The following is an 18,101-nucleotide window of genomic DNA, read 5'->3' as shown; positions in this document are numbered from 1 at the left end:
GGGCTGCCGGCCGGCAGTAAAGCCTGCGCGGTAGTGCACCGCGCAGGCTCCTGTACCTAGAACGCGATGTTGAGCCCCAGGCGTACGCCGTGATCGCTATAGCCATCGCCGAGCTGCCCGGAATAGCCCAGGTCGACACTCGCTTGCGGCGCGATTTTAGCGCTGACCCCGAGCTGTACCAGAGCGGTGTCCTGAGCAACCGGCACACCCTTGACGGTGAAGCTGTCATAGCCCGCCAGGGTCATGCGGCTGCTTTCGCCGGGCTCATCCAGCACTCGCTGCCAGGCCAGGCTGCTCTGTACGCTGACCGGCACACCGGCCACGTCGGCTGCCGGAGTGCTAGCGCGCACCCCGAGGCTGGTGTAGGTGGCACGGTCTTTCTCGCTATCACCTTTCAGCGCGGTACTGCCGCCTTTTTCGCTGAAGCTGTCAGTGCTCACTTCAACATGGGCCAGGCCCACGAACGGCTCCAGGGTCAGATCACCGGCCTGTACGGCATAGCCCAACTCGCCAAACACCTGACGGGTGCTGGCGTCGTAGTTCGCCTTGACGTGCTCCTGCAGGCTGCCGGCCTTGACGTGACGGCTGCTGTCGACCTCATTCCAGGCATAAGAGGCGCCCAGGCGCACATGCAGCGCCTCCCACTGGCCGCCCAGGTAGGCCGTCAGCGATGTGCTGTCGACCTGTGCGGACGAGTTGCGGCCATCGACGTCGAGGTCGCTGCTGCCATAGCCGGCCGCCAGCCCTGCACGCCAGGTGTCGTTCAACGGGATGTCGACACCCAGCAACATGCCCTGGCTGTTGTGGTCCAGATCGGCAACGTTGTGGTTGCCGTTGCTGTCACCCCAGCCGCCGTAGCCCTGTACCCAGAAGGTCATGCCGCTGTCGGCGTCGACGTGCAGAATACCTTCGCCGGGGGCCTGGCCCTGGGCACTGCGCAAGCGCGTGCCGATTGCATCACGCACGTAACGGCTGTCGTCGAATAGCGCGCCGCGGGTGCTGGCGTGAATTTCGCCGGACAGGCTGTCGTAAGCCGCACGCGCCTCATCGGCACTGAGCACAGCGATGGCGTCATACACGCCACCGGCATCGGCGGCATCCAGCGCACCGGATACGGCGCGCTGGTTGTAAGTCTGCGCAACCGACGTGAAGGCGACGTCGTTGCGCGCCAGGTTCAGCGTCACCCCATTGCTGGCGTAAGTCAGCTGCGGCGTCAGGAACGCCAGGTTGCTGCTGACGCTGCCGAAGGTACCGTTCAAGCTGCCGGCCTGGATAATGTTGTACTGCGTGCTTGGCGCCCAGCTACCGGTGCCGGCCAGAACGCTCAGGTTCGAGCCGCCCAGCGAGACGGTTCCGGTGGAAACCACCCGGTCGGAACGGCCGTCAGGATCGGCCTCGATGACCAGGGTAGAGCCACTGTCGAAGCTGATGTCGCCATTGACTGTCAGGGTACCGATGGAGTTGCCTGGGTTCAGGGTTGCTCCGCTGCGCAGTTCGACATCACCGACAATGCGGCCGTGGCCACCAAGCATGGCCCCTTGGGTGACATCGACATTGCTGCCCAGGAGCGCACTGGAGCCGGCCGCACCGCCGACGATCAGGCTGCCGTCGGCGACCAAGGTGCCGCCGCCCAGCGTCACGCTGTTATTGAGTACTTGCTTGCCATCGCCCACTTTTACCAGACGGCCTGAACCGTTAATGGTGCCGTCATAGACACTGCTGGCACCGCTAGCCCCGACCTGCAGGGTGCTGCCCGCCGATAGCGCGAGCGCACCGGTGCCGCCGAGTGCATTGAGAATGTTGAGGCCGCCGACGCTGACCGATGCCGCGTCAGCGACATTCAGGTTGGCGTTGCCCAACGCGGTGTTGCCGATCAGGTTCAGGGTGCCATTCAGTACATTGAGCGCTCCGCTGAAGGTGTTGTTGCCGCTCAGGGTCAACTCACTGCCGCCCTGCTTGTTCAAGGTGCCGCTACCGCTGATCACACCACTGAGGGTCAGGTCATGGCTACCGGCCAGGGTCAAGCTGCCGTTGAGCCCCACCGCATTGCCCAGGGTCACGGCAGTGTTGCTGTCCAGCGTGGTGCCATCCGCCACTGTCAGGCCGCCAGCACCGAGGGCATTGTTATTGCCAACTACCAGCGTACCGCCGTTCAGAGCGGTGCCGCCTGTGTAGCCGTTGCTGCCATTGAGGACCAGGGTTCCGCTGTCGTATTTACCCAGTGTGGCGGCACCGTTGATCGCGACATCAATTGTCGCCGTAGCGCCAGGGTCGACTCGTACCGACGCCGTGCCCAGGCTGCCATTGTTCAACGTCAACTCGGCGCCAGTGCCGGCAACCAGATGGTAACCATCGGAGACAAACTGCATGCCCGTGAGGCCATGCGTGCCGTTTACCGTGACCGTGCCCGGTGTGCCTTGGAACACTGCAAAGTTCTGGGCCCAGGCGTGGTTCGAGGTCCCGTCAACCGACGTCCAGTTGGCGTTGCCAGCTCCCCAGCTGCCACTGCCGCCGTCCACAGCGCCGTTGCTCAGCTGCTGAGCACCATCCCAGAACTGCACGGTGACATCAGGCGCAGCGACCAGCAGATTGAGCTGGTTGGCGATGACGGTCTGCAACTGCAGGTCAGCCAGCGTCACGTTGCCCGGCACACTGCCGATCGCCAGACCGTTGTCAGTCAGGGTGCCGGTGTAGTTGATCAGGCGGTACACACCGGTCCCGAAGCCGCCGAGGTCGCTGACATTCAGGGTGCCGTCGAGGGTCAGGTTGCCCGCCACATCCAGCAGGCCGTTGCCGCCCCCGGTCACCGGGGCGCTGAGGTCGACATCAAGGTTGGCGTTGTTTTCCAGCACCAGCGCGTTCATCGCCAGGGTGCTACCGCTGGACACCGCCAGGTGCCCGCCGTCGGCCACAGTAACAGCCCCTCCCAGGGCGCCACTGCCGGTAAGGGTGGCACCGCTATTGACCTGCACATGGGCACTGTCCAGCGAACCGTCGACCTTCAGGGTACCGGCATCGATCGTGGTTCCGCCTGTCAGGGTGTTGCTCCCGCTCAGGGTCAGGGTGCCCGTGCCAAGCTTGGCCAGCGCACCACTACCGCTAAGGGTACCCACGAAGGTGTTGCTCAGGTTGCTGGCGCCGAGGCTCAGTGTGTTGCCTGCACCAACGTTTGCAGTACCGCCGCCGCTCAGGCTGGCAATGTTTGCTGAGCCGCCAAGGTTCAGCGCGGCACCCGAGCCGAGGTTGACGCTGGCGTCGTTGCCCAGCGCCGAGTTGCCCAGTGTGGAGAGGCTGCCGCTCAAGACGTCGAAGGTACCGCTGAAGGTGTTGTTACCCGACAGGGTCAGGTCAGCCAGGCCGCTTTTGCTCAAGGTACCGGCGCCGGCGATTACGCCACCGAGGGTCAGGTTGTTGACCCCGGCGATGTTCAGGTCGGCGTTGACGTTGACGTTGTTGGCCAGCACCAGCGGTGCACCGGTTGCGAGGGTCGCATTGCCGGCAACGGTCATTGCGCCGCTACCCAGTGCACTGGCAGTGCCGAGCGTCAGGGTGCCAGCGTTCAACAGCGTGCCACCCTGGAAGAGATTGGCGCCATTGAGTGTCAGGTTGGCGTTGCCATTTTTGTTCAGGCCACCGCTGCCACTGATGACACCGCCCAGGGTCAGGTCATGGCTACCCACGTTCGTCAGGCTGGCATTGAGCAGCACGTCATTGCCCAGGGTGACGGCCGTACTGCTGCCCAGGGTCGATGCACCGCCAACAGTGAGGTTACCCAGCCCCAACGCGCTGTTGCTACCGACGGTCAGCGCGCCGGCAAAGAGCGTGGTGCCACCGGAGTAGGCGTTGTTAGCGGTCAGGGTCAAGCCCGCCACACCGTACTTGATCAGGCTGCCATTGCCGCTGACGTTCCCGTTCAAGGTCAGGTCGGCAGTGCCGCCAATGCCCAGGCTGCCCGTCAGGTTGACTGCATTGCTCAGGGCGACCGCCGTGCTGGCGTCCAGCGTAGTGCCGTTGGCCACAGCCAATGTGCCTGAACCCAACGCCGAGTCGGCACCCAGCACCAGCCCGCCGCCATTCAATAGCACCGGGCCAACAAAGGTGTTATTGGCCCCCAAGGTGAGCAGGCTGACCCCGTTTTTGGTCAGGCCACCGACACCATCGATCACACCGTTGAGCGACAGCGCATTGCTGCCGCTGACGTTGAGGTTGCCGTCAAGGGTCACACCGTTGCCCAGAACGACGGCGGTGTTGCTGTCCAGTTGCGTACCGCCTGCAGCGGTCAACTGTCCCGAGCCAAGCGCATTATTGCTGCCCACTACCAGCGTGCCGCCATTGAGCAGGGTACCGCCGGTATAGGTGTTGGCGCCGTTGAGCACCAGGGCGCCGCTGTCGAGTTTGTTGAGGATGCCGCTACCGTTGATAGCGACGTCAACCGTCGCAGTCACGCCCGGATCGACCCGCACCGCCGTGGTGCCATTGGTGCCGTTGACCGCCGTCAGCTGCCCCGCCGTGCCGCTGACGAGGTCGTAGCCATCAGTGACAAATTGCATGCCGGTCAGCAGCTGAGTGCCGTTCACCGTCACTGTACCGGCGGCACCCTGGAACACCGCGAAGTCGCCGGCCCATGTCTGGTTGATCGTGCCATTGACGCTGGTCCAGTTGGTGCCGCCCGCATCCCAGGTACCGCTGCCACCCTCTACCGAGCCGTTGGCAATGCTCTGGCTGCCGTCCCAGAAACGAATGTCGTAGTTAGGCGCCGAAACCAGCAGATTGACCTGACTGCCGATTGCCGTCTGAAGCACGAGGTCGCCCAGGCCATAACCGTTCGGCAGGCCGGCAAACTCGAGGCCGTTGTCGATCAGGGCACCGGTGTAGTCGATCAAACGGTACACGCCGACACCAAAGCCTCCTGCATCAGTGACGTTCAGGTTGCCGTCCAGCAAGAGGTTGCCGTCGACCGTGAGCAGTGGCGTGAGCGTAGGCGCGCCCAGCGTTGCATCGAAGTTGCTGTTGGCGCCGAGAATCAACGAGCCGGTCGCCAGGGTGCTGCCCGAAGACAGCGCCAGGTGCCCGCCATTGTTGACACTGACCGCACCGAGCACCGTTCCGTCACCGGTAAGGGTGCTGCCACTGGTAACGGTGAGCTGCGTGCTGGCCAGAGAACCGCTGAGGTTCAGCGTACCGCCATTGACCTGGGTGGTGCCGGTAATGCCGTTAATACCGCTCAAGGTCAGTGTGCCACTGCCGACTTTGCTCAAGTTGCCACCACCAACGATGGAACCATCGAAGGTACCGGTATGGTTTATCCCGCCAAGCGTCAGGGTATTACCGGCAAGGGTCTGCACTGAACCATTCCCGGTCAACGCCACAAGACTGGCGTTGCCGCCAAGATTGAGGCTGGCAGAGGCGTCGACGTTGGCACTGGAGTCGTTGCCCAGTGCATTGTTGCCTAGCGTCAAGAGCCGGCCACTTGTTACATCGAACATACCGCTGAAGGTGTTGTTACCTGTCAGGGTAAGGTCGGCCTGCCCGCTTTTGCTCAAGGTACCAGCGCCGGCGACTACACCGGCCAAGGTCAGATGGTTGCTACCTGCCACATTCAGGTTGGCGTTGACATTGACGTTGTTGGCCAGCAGCAGCGCAGCGCTGGTGTCCAGGGTCGCATTGCCGGTGGCGGTCAGTGCGCCGCTGCCCAGTGCGCTGGCGGTGCCTAGCGTCAGGGTACCGGCATTCAACGTGGTGCCACCTTGGTAGGTATTGAGGCCGTTGAGCGTCAGGTTGGCGTTACCGCTTTTGCTCAAGGCGCCGGCGCCACTGATGACACCGCCCAGGGTCAGGTCATTGCTGGCGGTGTTAGTCAGGGTTGCGTCGAGTTCCAGATAATTGTTCAAGCTGACAGCTGTGCTGCTGTCCAGGTTAGACGCACCCGCTACCCTCAGGTTGCCCATCCCCAGCGCACCGTTGCTGCCGACAGTCAGCGTGCCAGCAGTGAGCGTGGTACCACCGATGTAAGCGTTGTAATTGCTCAGGGTCAAGCCAGCCGCGCCATACTTGATCAGGCCGCCATTACCGAGAACGAAGCCATTCAGCGTCAGGTCGGCAGTGCCGCCAATGCCCAGGTTGCCCGTCACAAGGACCGTGTTGCTCAGGGCGACCGCCGTGCTGGCGTCCAGCGTGGTGCCATCGGCCGTAGACAGTATGCCCGTGCTCAATGCCGAGTCGGCGCCCAGCACCAGCCCGCCGCCATTCAATAGTACCGGGCCAACAAAGGTGTTGTTGGCACCCAAGGTAAGCAGGCTGGCCCCGTTTTTGGTCAGGCTGCCGACACCACCAATCACCCCGTTGAGGGTCAGCGCATTGCTGCCGCTGACGTTGAGATCGCCGGCGAGGGTCAGGGCGTTACCCAGAACCACGCTCGTGCTGCTGTTCAGTTGCGTACCGTCTGCAGCAGTCAACTGTCCCGAGCCAAGCGCATTATTGCTGCCCACCACCAGCGTACCGCCACTGAGCAGGGTACCGCCGGTATAGGTATTGGCGCCGCTGAGTACCAGGGTACCGCTGTCGATTTTGTTGAGGGTGCCGCTACCGTTGATAGCGACGCCAACCGTCGCAGTCACATCCGAATCGACCCGCACTGCCGTGGTGCCGTTGACCGCTGTCAGCTGCCCCGCCGCACCGCTGACCAGGTTGTAGCCATCAGTGACAAATTGCATGCCGGTCAGCAGTTGGGTGCCATTCACGGTCACGGTACCGGCGGTGCCCTGGAACACCGCGAAGTCGCCCGCCCAGGTCTGGTTGACTATGCCGTTGACGTCGGTCCAGTTGGTACCGAGCGCATTCCAGGTTCCGCTGCCACCGTCGATCACACCATTGGGGATAGTCTGGCTGCCGTCCCAGAAACGAATGTGTTGGTCGGGCGCCGCCACCAGCAAGTTGACCTGGTTGCCGATTGCCGTCTGGACCACAAGATCACTCAGACCAAAGCCATTTGGCAGGCCGGCCAGCTCGAGGCCGTTATCGACCAGGCTACCGGTGTAGTTGATCAGACGATACACACCAGCGCCGAAGCCAAAGGTGTCAGTGACATTGAGGTTACCGTCCAGCGTGAGGTCACCGACATTGAGCAGCGGAGTGGTCGAAGGCGCACCCAGCATGGCTCCCAGACTGCTGTTGGCGTTAAGGGTCAGTGAACCGGCTGTCAGGGTGCTACCCGAGGACAGCGCCAGATAACCGCCATTGTTGATGCTCAGCGCACCCGACAACGTGCCATTCCCTATGAGGGCAGCGCCATAGTTCACGTTGACTTGCGAGCTGGCCAGTGAACCGCTGAGGTACAGGGTGCCTGCATTGATCGAGGTGGTACCGGTGTAGGTATTGGTTCCAGTCAGGCTCAGGGCTCCCGAGCCGGTTTTGCTCAGATTGCCGGTACCACTGAGGTCACCGGAAAAGGTGGTAGTCGTGTTGTCACCGCCCACGGTCAAGGTGCCGACAGCGGTCCGTACGCTGCCACTACCGGCCAAGGAGCCGATAGTGAAATCGCTGTAGAGGTTGAGGCTGGCGCCAGCGCTTACGTTGACGCTGGGGGTGTATGCCCATGAGTTGTTGAAGAGCGTCGTGACACTACCCGCTTGAATGTTCAACGGGCCTGAGAGTGCGTTAGTACCCGCTAGTGTCAAGTTGCCCGTGCCGACTTTAGTCAGGCCACCCACCCCATAGATCCCGCCGGCCAGCGCCAGGGAATTATCACCGGCCACGGTCAGACCGCCAAACGGCCCTACATCAATCGGATTGTAAAGAGTCAGGCCGTTGGTAACCGCTTCGATGGCTCCGCCATTGGAGGTCAACACCCCGCTACCGAATGCGCCATTGTTGTCGAATCGGGCTAAACCTCCATTGAGTCTTGTAGAGCCACTCGTCAAGGGCCCCTGCAACATCCAGGTGCCGCTGTTGACGGTCAACTGGTTGAAGTTGACGTAGTTAGCGCTGGACGCCGTGCCGCTGCCCCCGAGACCACCACCAACACCGAGCGGGTTGTTTTGCAGGATCAGTTCGGCGTTGCCGCCAGCACCGCCGTCGACCTGTCCGGTAGCAGCGAAGGTCAAGTCGCTCCCTGGCGGACCACCCAGACTCAAACCAATGCCTCCACCCGCTGACACGCTGGAGCCGGTGATGGCTGTAAAACGGTTGGTGCCGGTACTGTAAGCACCGAGCGACACACTGCCCTGGATGGAGCCGGCATTGACGAAGGTGTTGCCGTCAGGCGAGGCCTCGAAGGCGATCCGGCCAATGACGGTTCCGTTATTGGTCATGTTGACCTGGGAGCCGCCATGAACGGCCACCACCGGTGCGTCGGCGCCCAACACGGAGAGCCCCAGCAGGGCCCTGGAGCTGATGGTGCCGTTATTGACAATAGTGGTGGAGCCAGAAGCACCATTGTTAACGTTGAGCGCCATGCCCTGGAGGGTGTAGAGGTCCAGGCCCATCAAGCCGACAGTGCCGACGAGGCTTCCCGTCATTTCATTGTTGATTAGCACTGCCCCCGAGAGGCCATTACCGATCACTGCGCCGTTGCTGAGCAGGCTAACCAGGCCAACAGCCGACGGGTCGATGGCCCCCCAGTTGTTGAGGGTGATGTTGTTACCGGTGAGGTTCATCGCCGTGCCGCCAATCGGCGCGGTCATCAACGAACCCGGAATTACATTGACCGTCAGGCCATCAAGCGGGCTGGAAAAGTTGTTGGCGATGAGTGGATGAGCGATACCGGAGCAGTCCACAACCAGATTGGTCACGGCACAAGCGGCGAACGCCGACGAACTGAAACCCGTACTCAGCAAGAGTGAAGCCAGCACAAGCTTGCTCAGGCGTCGAGTGCCTTTGCCGCAACGCTTGCTGTACTCATGGGTGACAGTCCAGGCGCCCTGTGACGCATTCCATACCAACGCAAACACATGATTCATTGCAGTAACTTCCTTGTCTTGGAAGAGAAATTCCCGGTGGTACAGCACAGGGCACGGAGCCAAACCGGCGAACGATACAACAAGACAAAGGAAAATTTGATAGCAATTCGCCATATTTTTTATGGCATTTTTCCCATTTTTTTGACGCTATCTGAAAAACCCTGAAATAGAGCGATCTGAATTTTTGACGGTTGGAAAGCGCTTGATAATTTCAGTTATCGGCTGACCTGCGCGACGGCCAAGAGCACGTAAACAGCAGCGTTGACCAAGGCGAACCCTGAACAACGCTGCCTGATCGTCAGCGGCTCAACTGTTGCAGCACCACTTCCAGAGGATGGCGCAAACTGCGGTCGGCCATGCGCTTGACTTGGCTGCGGCAAGAATAGCCAGTAGCCAGGGCCTCGCCCTCTTTGTCCAGCTTGGTTCCCCAGGACTGTTCGAAGATGGTCTTCGAGGTTTCCTGGTTACGCGCTTCGTGACCGTAAGTGCCGGACATGCCGCAGCAGCCGGTGGCTTCGGTGACCAGCTTCAGGCCCAGGCGGGCAAACACCTGTTCCCACTGGCGCGTGCTGGCGGGCACGTTGGTTTTCTCGGTGCAGTGGGCCATCAGGCGGAAAGTGCCAGTGGCTTTGCCAGGCTGCTCGGGCAGCACGTCCATCAGCCATTCCTGAGGCAGCGCCACTTTCGGGCAGTCGCCCAGGCCCGGCACCTTTTGATACTCCTGGCGGTACACCAGCGTCATGGCCGGGTCCAGCCCCACCAACGGCACCCCGCAATCGGCCAGGGCGCTGAGTTGCCGGGCGTTGCGGATCGCCGCCTTGTTGAAGGCCCCGAGGAAGCCCTGAACGTGCAGTGGCTTGCCGTTGGCACTGTAAGGCGCCAGGTAGATACGGTGGCCGAGGCGATGCACCAGGTCGATAAACGCCGCCAGCACCGGGGTTTCAAAGTAGCGGGTGAACGCATCCTGAACCAGCACGATGCTGCGCTCACGCTGGGCCGGGGTAAGTTCGCGCAGGGCCGGGATACTGGCCACGCGTACATTGCAACGGGTCAGGGTGGCCTGGAAGTTGTAACGGCTGATCAACGGGCTGTCGAGCATGCCGACGTGGCGCTCAAGCAGCTTGCTCACCCATTTCGAGCCCATCACCGCGTTGTACAGGCCCGGCGCATGCGCCAGGTACGGGATGGTGAATTCCAGCGAACCGATCAGGTAGTCGCGCAGCGGCCGCTGATAGCGCCCGTGATAAAGCTCAAGGAAGCGCGAGCGAAACTCCGGCACGTTGACCTTGATCGGGCACTGCCCCGCACAGGATTTACAGGCCAGGCAACCGGCCATGGCGTCGTAGACCTCATGGGAGAAGTCGGCCTCGCCCTTGCTGCGCGAGAGGTTGTTGCGCAGGCGCGCCGGCAGGCCCTTGAGCCAGGCGGTCTTGCCTTTTGCCGCAGCCAGCACGTCGATGTTGGCAGCCCCCTGCAGGCGCAGCCATTCGCGGATCAGCGAGGCGCGCCCCTTGGGCGAATGCTGGCGCTCGCGCGTGGCTTTCCACGACGGGCACATGGCGTCGTTAGGGTCGTAGTTGTAGCAGGCACCGTTGCCGTTGCAGTGCACGGCGCTGCCAAAGCTTTGCCATACGCGCTCATCGATCTGCCGGTCAAAGTCACCGCGCATGGGCGCTTCGTTGACTTTGATCAGGCCCTGGGCACTGTCGGGCGGGGTGCAGATCTTGCCGGGGTTGAGCTGGTTGTGCGGGTCGAAAGCGCCTTTGAGCGCTTGCAGAGACGGGTACAGTTCGCCGAAGTATTCCGGTACGTATTCCGAGCGCAGGCCCTTGCCGTGCTCACCCCACAACAGGCCGCCATAGCGCAGGGTCAAGGCCGCCACTGCATCGGAAATCGGCTTGACCAGTGCGGCCTGGGCCGGGTCTTTCATGTCCAGGGCCGGACGCACGTGAAGCACACCGGCATCGACGTGACCGAACATGCCATACGCCAGCCCGTAGCTGTCGAGCAAAGCACGAAAATCGGCAATGTAGTCCGCCAGTTGCTCCGGCGGCACCGCGGTGTCTTCGACAAACGGCTGCGGACGCACTTCGCCCTCGACGTTGCCAAGCAAACCCACCGAGCGCTTGCGCATGGTGTACACCCGCGTCACGGCCTCGGCGCCTTCGGCCAGGGTATGGCCCAGGCGTTCGACGCTGGTATCAGCCTGCAGGTGGCCGACAAAAGCCTGGACCCGCGCATTGACCTCGGCCGGGTCGTCACCGCAGAACTCCACCAGGTTGATACCCAGGGTCGGGCGCTCGGCGTCGGCAGGGAAATACTCGGCGACGCTATGCCAGACGATATCTTTCATCGCCAGCATCAGCACCTTGGAGTCGACGGTTTCGATCGACAGTGGCTTGTGTGCCATCAGCGCGTTGGCGTCGCGCAAGGCGTCCATGAAGCTGGTGTAGCGGACGTTGACCAGCACTGCGTACTTGGGAATCGGCAACACGTTGAGCTTGGCTTCGACCACATAGCCCAGCGAACCTTCAGCGCCGCACAGCACACTGTTGAGGTTGAAGCGCCCCTGCTCGTCACGCAGGTGCGCGAGGTCGTAGCCGGTCAGGCAGCGGTTGAGCTTGGGGAAGGTCTGTTCGATCAGCTCGGCCTGGGTTTCCTGGATCTGCCGGGCGGTACGGTATACCTCCCCGGCACGGCCTGGCTCGGCACAGGCCTGCTCCAGTTCGGCGTTGCTCAAGGGCCGGGTGTGCAGGCGTTGACCACCCAGCAGCACGCTATGCAACTCCAGCACGTGGTCACGGGTCTTGCCGTAGGTGCAACTGCCCTGACCGCTGGCGTCGGTGTTGATCATGCCGCCGACAGTGGCGCGGTTGGAGGTCGACAGCTCCGGGGCAAAAAACAGCCCGTGAGGCTTGAGCGCAGCGTTGAGCTGGTCCTTGACGACACCAGCCTGAACCCGCACCCAACGCTCTTCGACGTTGATCTCAAGGATGCTGTTCATGTGCCGCGACAGGTCGACAACAATGCCGTCGGTCAGCGACTGGCCGTTAGTGCCGGTGCCTCCACCGCGCGGGGTCAGCTTGACGTCTTTGAAACGCGGCTCGGCCATCAGCGCCGCAATACGTGCAACGTCGTCGGCATCCTGCGGGAACACCGCCGCCTGGGGCAGGCGCTGGTAAATCGAGTTATCGGTGGCCAGCACCGTACGCGTGGCGTAGTCGGCACTGAGCTGGCCACGGAAACCGGCAGTGCGCAGGGCTTCAAGGAAATCAGGGTACAACGTGGCCGGTGCAGTGCCGGTCAGTCGGGCGATCATCGGGGGGATGGCCTCATTTATGTCAGGCTAATCATGAATACTTGCTGAAACGGTATGGTCAGTACACCGCCAGGTAGTGGATGATGCCAATGATCCCGCAGCCTTGAGCCAGGCACAAACGGATAATCCCGCAGCCTTTGATGACTTTTACGAATGAATTACCGCAACCTCACCCCGTCCATGTCCCTGCTGCTGGCATTTGAAGCCGCAGCGCGCCATGAAAGCTACACCCGCGCGGCGGTCGAGCTGTCGTTGACCCAGAGCGCCGTCAGCCGCCAGGTGCAAGCCCTGGAGCAACAACTGGGGGTGACCTTGTTCCGGCGTGAAGGGCGCACGGTCAAGCTGACCGACGTCGGCCGCCTGTATCAGCGCGAAATCAGCGAGGCCTTGGGACGGGTGCGCAGCGCCACCTTGCATGCAGTGGCCCACCAGGCCGGTGGCGGCAACCTGCGCCTGGCGACGTTGCCGACCTTCGGCTCGAAATGGTTGCTGCCACGCCTGCATGCGTTCTACCGCAGTCACCCGGATGTGCTGGTGCATATCAATTCACGCATCGAGCCCGTCGACTTTGCTACCAGCGGCATCGACGCCGCCATTGTCGTCGCCACCGGCGAGTTGCCGGGGCTGATCTGCCATCGCCTGCATGCCGAAGAATTGATGGTGATCCTCTCGCCGACATTGGCTGCCAGCCGCACCACCTGGAGCGCAAAAGACATCAGCCAGCAGGTACTGCTCAGTGTCGCCAACAATGCCAATGCCTGGGGCGAATGGTTCACCCACCACGGCCTGCCCCATCAGGTCATGCGCCTGGGGCCAAGCTTCGAATTGACTTCGCATTTGATCCAGGCCGTGCGTGCCGACATCGGCATTGGCCTGGTGCCACGCATACTGATCGCCGACGAACTGGCCAGCGGCGAGCTGAGCTGCCCCGCCCTGCCCTATGCCAGCGCACGCAGTTACTACCTGGTGTATCCACCGCGCAACCAGGCGCTACCGGCGCTGCAGGCGTTTCGCGGCTGGCTGCTGGACAAGGCGGGAACGGAACTGGGTGACTGAGGGCGAGCGCGACGCAGCAACGTCACGCTCGCTGGCACTCAGTGGGGAGCGCGGGGGATGGTCTTGAGCAGGTCTTCCGGGCTGATATGGCCAACGACCTGTTGCTGCACGACGCTGCCCGGTTGCGGCAGATCGAAGATATGGCCCTTCATCTTGCCGATTACATGCATTTCGCACGGTTTGCAGTCGAATTTCAGGGTCAGCACTTCATCGCCGTGAATCAGCTGCATCGGTGCAACCTTGGTGCGCACACCGGTGACGCCCTTGGCCTGTTTGGGGCACAGGTTGAAGGAGAAGCGCAGGCAGTGCTTGGTGATCATCACCGGCACTTCACCCTTCTCTTCATGCGCCTCGTAGGCAGCGTCGATCAGCTTGACCCCGTGACGGTGGTAAAAATCACGGGCCTTCTGGTTGTAGACGTTGGCCAAAAACGACAGGTGCGACTCGGGGTACACCGGCGGTGGCGTAGTCTCGGCCTTGCGCGCGCCACGTGGGTGCGCGGCAACCCGTGCGGCGGTCAGCGCTTCGATCACCTCGCGGCGCAGGGCCTTGAGCTGCGAATTGGGAATGAAAAACGCCTGTGGCGCATCCAGCTTGATGGTGGTGGCATGGTACTGGGTGGTACCCAGCTGGCCGAGCAGGTCGTGCAGTTGCTCCAGGGCCTGCTCCGGCTTGTTGGCCGCACCGAACGGGCCGTCCAGGCCAACGCTGGCACTGATACCTTCTTCGCTGGTGGCAGTCAGTTCCAGACGTTCTTCACGCAAGCGTGCGACCCAGCCCAGACCGATACGGCGCTCGGCGGAGGTCTTTTGCAGGGCTTGCTGCCAGTTGTGGTCCAGGTTGCGGCTCAACGGGTGGTTAGGCCGCAACTGATACATCCCGGCAGGCATTTCGTTGGGCTCGACGCGGTAGCGGTAGCGCTTCTCGCCGTCTTCCTCGAACTCGCCTTTAGGCTCGGCGATGTTGGCGCGGAAACCCACGACTTCACGCTTGACCAGCACGTTGAGGCCATCACCGTTGGACAGCGGCTCGTGGGTGACCACCTGCATGTCGCGCTTACCGACTTTTTCCACTACGCCGACCGGCAGGCCGGTGAAAGTGGGTGAGTCAAACGCGCCGATGTCGATCTTGCGCTCACTGACAAAATAGTCGGTGCTGCCGCGGTGAAAGGTCTTGTCCGGGTCGGGCAGGAAGAAGTGCGCGGTGCGGCCGCTGGAGGCGCGCGCGAGGTCCGGGCGGTCTTCCAGCACGGCATCCAGACGCTGGCGGTAGTAGGCGGTGATGTTCTTCACATAGCCCATGTCCTTGTAGCGCCCTTCGATCTTGAACGAGCGCACACCTGCTTCGACCAGTGCGCGGATGTTGGCGCTCTGGTTGTTGTCCTTCATCGACAACAGGTGTTTTTCGTAAGCGATCACCCCACCCTTCTCATCTTTGAGGGTGTAGGGCAGGCGGCAGGCCTGGGAGCAGTCACCGCGGTTGGCGCTGCGGCCGGTCTGGGCGTGGGAAATGTTGCACTGACCGGAAAACGCCACGCACAACGCACCGTGAATGAAAAACTCGATGGCAGCATCGGTTTCATCGGCGATGGCGCGGATTTCCTTCAGGTTCAGCTCACGGGCCAGCACCAGCTGCGAGAAACCGGCCTGATCGAGGAACTTTGCCCGTGCCAGGGTGCGAATGTCGGTCTGGGTACTGGCGTGCAGCTCGATCGGCGGGATGTCCAGCTCCATCACCCCCAGGTCCTGGACGATCAGCGCGTCGACACCGGCATCGTAGAGCTGGTGGATCAGCTTGCGCGCCGGCTCCAGCTCGTTGTCGTGCAGGATGGTGTTGATGGTGGTGAACACCCGGGCATGGTAGCGACGGGCGAACTCCACCAACTGGGCGATTTCACCCACCTCGTTGCAGGCGTTGTGGCGGGCGCCAAAGCTTGGGCCGCCGATGTAGATAGCGTCGGCGCCATGCAGGATGGCCTCGCGGGCAATGGCTACATCGCGGGCAGGGCTCAGCAATTCCAGGTGATGCTTGGGTAAGGACATGTTTTTTTAGTCAGGCTTGTCACGGTCAAGGCGCGCATTGTAGCGCGAAACGCGTGACAGGCACCCGTCGGCTGCCGAGCTGCATGCCAGATAGCAAGCCCCCCTAAAGGGATCTATGGCTGCACTAGGCCTTGGCCGCCATCGCCGTCACTTCCACGCGCATGCCTTCAACGGCCAGCGAGGCCACGCCAACGGCGGCGCGCACAGGCCAGGGTTTGGCGAAGAAACGCTGGTATACCTCGTTGAACGCGGCGCGATCAGCCATGTCGGTCAGGTAGATGGTCAGGTGCATCACCCGGTCCATCGAGCTGCCAGCCCGCTCCAAGGCCACCTTCAGCGCCTGCAGGGTGCACTCGCTTTGCAGGGTGATGTCACCCAGCTCCAGGCTGCCGTCGGCACGGGTCGGGATCTGGGTCGAAACCAGCACGCCACCAAAGCCGACGACGTCGCTGGAGATGGATTCCGGGTCCGGATCAGGGGTGAAGGTCAGGTCGTGGTTTGCCATGAGGATTTCCTGAAAATAGAGGGGTAACGCATCGCAGGCATTATGACGCCTGCCCTCGCTCAACACTAACCAGCTGTTTTAAAAACAATTTATCTGTACAGGCTCTTCCCAGACGGGAAAAAAGTTGGTAAATTTCCGCGCATTCCTGCAACGAGCCACTCACGGCACAGCAGCGAATATCATCCAGCGGGTGCCAGGCACTCGTCGCAACACCTACAGGGGCGTCGCCAAGCGGTAAGGCAGCAGGTTTTGATCCTGCCATGCGTTGGTTCGAATCCAGCCGCCCCTGCCATTTTCTTCTTCCGTATCAAACCTCTCCCAACCGGCAATTACAGCCCGGCACTCGCACGCACCCAACATTTAGCCCGTCTCGGCCTTGAACAGCCAGGATTGGAGCATCGCTGCTCCAACCCCGACCCTCTGTTACTTGCCCGACACCAGCGGTGGCGTGCGTGGCGGCACCTGGCGCTTGGAGCCGGTCGACTCATAGGCCGACGCCAGGCGCAGCAACGACGAGTCGTCATACGCGCGCCCGGCAAAGGTCAAGCCGATTGGCATACCGATGTCAGCCATGATCCCCATCGGTACGGTGACGGTCGGCACACCCAGATGACGGATGGCGAGGTTACCGTTGGCAACCCACACGCCATTGCTCCAGGCAATGTCCGCCGACGCCGGATTGACATCCGCATCGGCCGGGCCCACGTCGGCCACGGTCGGGAACAGCACGGCATCGAGCCGCAAGCCATCCATCCAGTCTTCCAGATCGATACGACGGGTGTGTTCCAGCCCGCGCAGCCCGTCCGGTACGGTGCTGATCTGGTCCCACGGGGTAATGCCGCGCTCGGCCATGCGCACGTACTCGTCCATGCCCGCCGCCAGGTCACCTTCGCGGTTAGGCAGCGTGCCCGGGTCGTGCGGGAAGATTTTCGGGCCATCCACGTCGACCAGGCGGTTCAACTTGGGGTCACCGTTGGCCTGCAGGAAATCATCGAAAGCCCAGGCCGTCAGGTCCCACAGCTCATGGTGCAGGAATTCTTTGGAGACCAGGCCGCGATTGAACACGGTTGGCGCGCCAGGGCGGTCACCTTCGCAATTGGACACCAGCGGGAAATCCACCTCGATCACTTCGGCACCTGCAGCTTCCAGGGCTTTGCGCGCCGCTTCCCACAAGCTGATGACCGATGGCCGGGTGTTGATGCGCTGCCCGGTCGGGCCGCCGATACCCGGCGCTTCGCTGGTACCGGCCTCAGGATCGGCATTGATGTACATACGCGGCACGCCCAGGCGTTTGCCGGCCAGCGCCGTAGGGTCGGCAGCCAGGTCCAGATAGGACGCCGGGCGCACCTCGGCAACGCTCGGGATCGGCACCCAGGGCTGCATGCGCCACAAGTCGCCGCGGGTATCGGGGTCTTCGGCAACCACCACGTCGAGCACTTCCAGCAGGTCGGCCATGGTCCGGGCAAACGGCACGACGACGTCCATGGTCGGCGTCAGCGGCCAGTTACCACGCACCGAAATCACCCCGCGCGAAGGCGTGTAGGCGCACAGGCCGTTGTTGGTTGCAGGCCCGCGCCCGCTCGACCAGGTTTCTTCCGCCAGGCCGAATGCCGAGAAGCTGGCAGCCGTGGCCGTACCGGCACCATTGGAGGAGCCCGACGCAAACGGTGCGGTGAGGTAGTCGGCGTTGTACGGGCTTTCGGCCCGGCCATACACGCCACGCTGCATGCCACCGTTAGCCATCGGCGGCATGTTGGTTTTACCCAGGCAAATGGCGCCCGCAGCGCGCAAGCGCTCGATGGTGAACGCATCACGGTAGGCAACCAGATCGGCAAACGCCGGGCTGCCGGAAGCAGCGGTGAGTCCCTTCACCAGATAGCTGTCCTTGGCGGTGTAAGGAATACCATCCAGTGGGCCCAACAATTCACCCTTGGCCCGACGGGCGTCGGACGCCCGGGCTTCGTTCAGCGCTTCGGGGTTACGGACCACAACGGCATTGAGCGCGGTGGCCGTGTTGGGACCGTCATAGGCCTCGATACGCGCCAGATAAGCCTGAACCAGCTCGACCGCAGTGGTCTGACCCGATTCGAGCGCCGCGCGCAGTTCGGCAATGGAGACTTCGGTGACTTCAATCATACTGTTACTGCCTGCTGCTGAAGGTTGATGCAATTCGATGCGCATCATAAAACCCTGACGGCGCATTTAAAGCAACAGAGGCGTCA

The 18,101-nt window shown here is 62.3% G+C and carries 6 protein-coding genes and 1 tRNA gene; 2 read left to right on the top strand and 5 right to left on the bottom strand.

Annotated features, from left to right (window positions below):
* Window positions 1–56 precede the first annotated feature (56 nt).
* Together DM813_RS17275 and ydiJ are read right to left on the bottom strand one after the other, a co-directional pair.
* A complete protein-coding gene (locus DM813_RS17275; protein WP_164897260.1) occupies window positions 57–8,957 on the bottom strand; it encodes an autotransporter-associated beta strand repeat-containing protein in 8,901 nt (2,966 codons plus the stop codon).
* 298 nt (window positions 8,958–9,255) lie between these two features.
* Window positions 9,256–12,276 carry a D-2-hydroxyglutarate dehydrogenase YdiJ gene (gene ydiJ, locus DM813_RS17270; protein ID WP_128324597.1) on the bottom strand — a complete coding sequence of 1,007 codons (3,021 nt, stop codon included), beginning with the start codon at window positions 12,274–12,276 and terminating at the stop codon, window positions 9,256–9,258.
* A 153-nt stretch (window positions 12,277–12,429) separates the two neighbouring features.
* On the opposite strand from ydiJ, the gene DM813_RS17265 reads away from it, so the two are divergent.
* Complete coding sequence (locus tag DM813_RS17265; protein ID WP_128324596.1) at window positions 12,430–13,332, top strand: LysR substrate-binding domain-containing protein; 903 nt, start codon at window positions 12,430–12,432, stop codon at window positions 13,330–13,332.
* A 38-nt stretch (window positions 13,333–13,370) separates the two neighbouring features.
* Here the strand turns inward: DM813_RS17265 and DM813_RS17260 are convergent, their stop codons facing one another.
* A complete protein-coding gene (locus DM813_RS17260) occupies window positions 13,371–15,374 on the bottom strand; it encodes a peptidase U32 family protein (RefSeq protein WP_128324595.1) in 2,004 nt (667 codons plus the stop codon).
* A 124-nt stretch (window positions 15,375–15,498) separates the two neighbouring features.
* Window positions 15,499–15,879 (bottom strand): RidA family protein, encoded by a 381-nt coding sequence (locus DM813_RS17255; RefSeq protein ID WP_128324594.1) that lies wholly within the window; start codon window positions 15,877–15,879, stop codon window positions 15,499–15,501.
* 217 nt (window positions 15,880–16,096) lie between these two features.
* Between DM813_RS17255 and DM813_RS17250 the strand changes: the two genes are divergently transcribed.
* Window positions 16,097–16,171: transfer RNA gene (locus tag DM813_RS17250), tRNA-Gln, on the top strand.
* A gap of 131 nt (window positions 16,172–16,302) precedes the next feature.
* Here DM813_RS17250 and DM813_RS17245 read toward each other — a convergent pair.
* Window positions 16,303–18,015: an amidase gene (locus DM813_RS17245; RefSeq protein WP_128324593.1), complete on the bottom strand. Its 1,713-nt coding sequence runs from the start codon at window positions 18,013–18,015 to the stop codon at window positions 16,303–16,305.
* Window positions 18,016–18,101 lie beyond the last annotated feature (86 nt).

The sequence above is a fragment of the Pseudomonas alkylphenolica genome, from assembly GCF_004025535.1.
Taxonomy (GTDB): Bacteria; Pseudomonadota; Gammaproteobacteria; order Pseudomonadales; family Pseudomonadaceae; genus Aquipseudomonas; species Aquipseudomonas alkylphenolica_A.
This window is presented reverse-complemented; position numbering and strand designations above follow the sequence as displayed.

Excerpts from the sequence above, each read along its gene's own strand:
- DM813_RS17265 (WP_128324596.1), top strand. The coding sequence starts at position 12,430 with ATGAATTACCGCAACCTCACCCCGTCCATGTCCCTGCTGCTGGCATTT.
- DM813_RS17260 (WP_128324595.1), bottom strand. The coding sequence starts at position 15,374 with ATGTCCTTACCCAAGCATCACCTGGAATTGCTGAGCCCTGCCCGCGAT.
- DM813_RS17245 (WP_128324593.1), bottom strand. The coding sequence starts at position 18,015 with ATGATTGAAGTCACCGAAGTCTCCATTGCCGAACTGCGCGCGGCGCTC.
- DM813_RS17255 (WP_128324594.1), bottom strand. The coding sequence starts at position 15,879 with ATGGCAAACCACGACCTGACCTTCACCCCTGATCCGGACCCGGAATCC.
- ydiJ (WP_128324597.1), bottom strand. The coding sequence starts at position 12,276 with ATGATCGCCCGACTGACCGGCACTGCACCGGCCACGTTGTACCCTGAT.
- DM813_RS17275 (WP_164897260.1), bottom strand. The coding sequence starts at position 8,957 with ATGAATCATGTGTTTGCGTTGGTATGGAATGCGTCACAGGGCGCCTGG.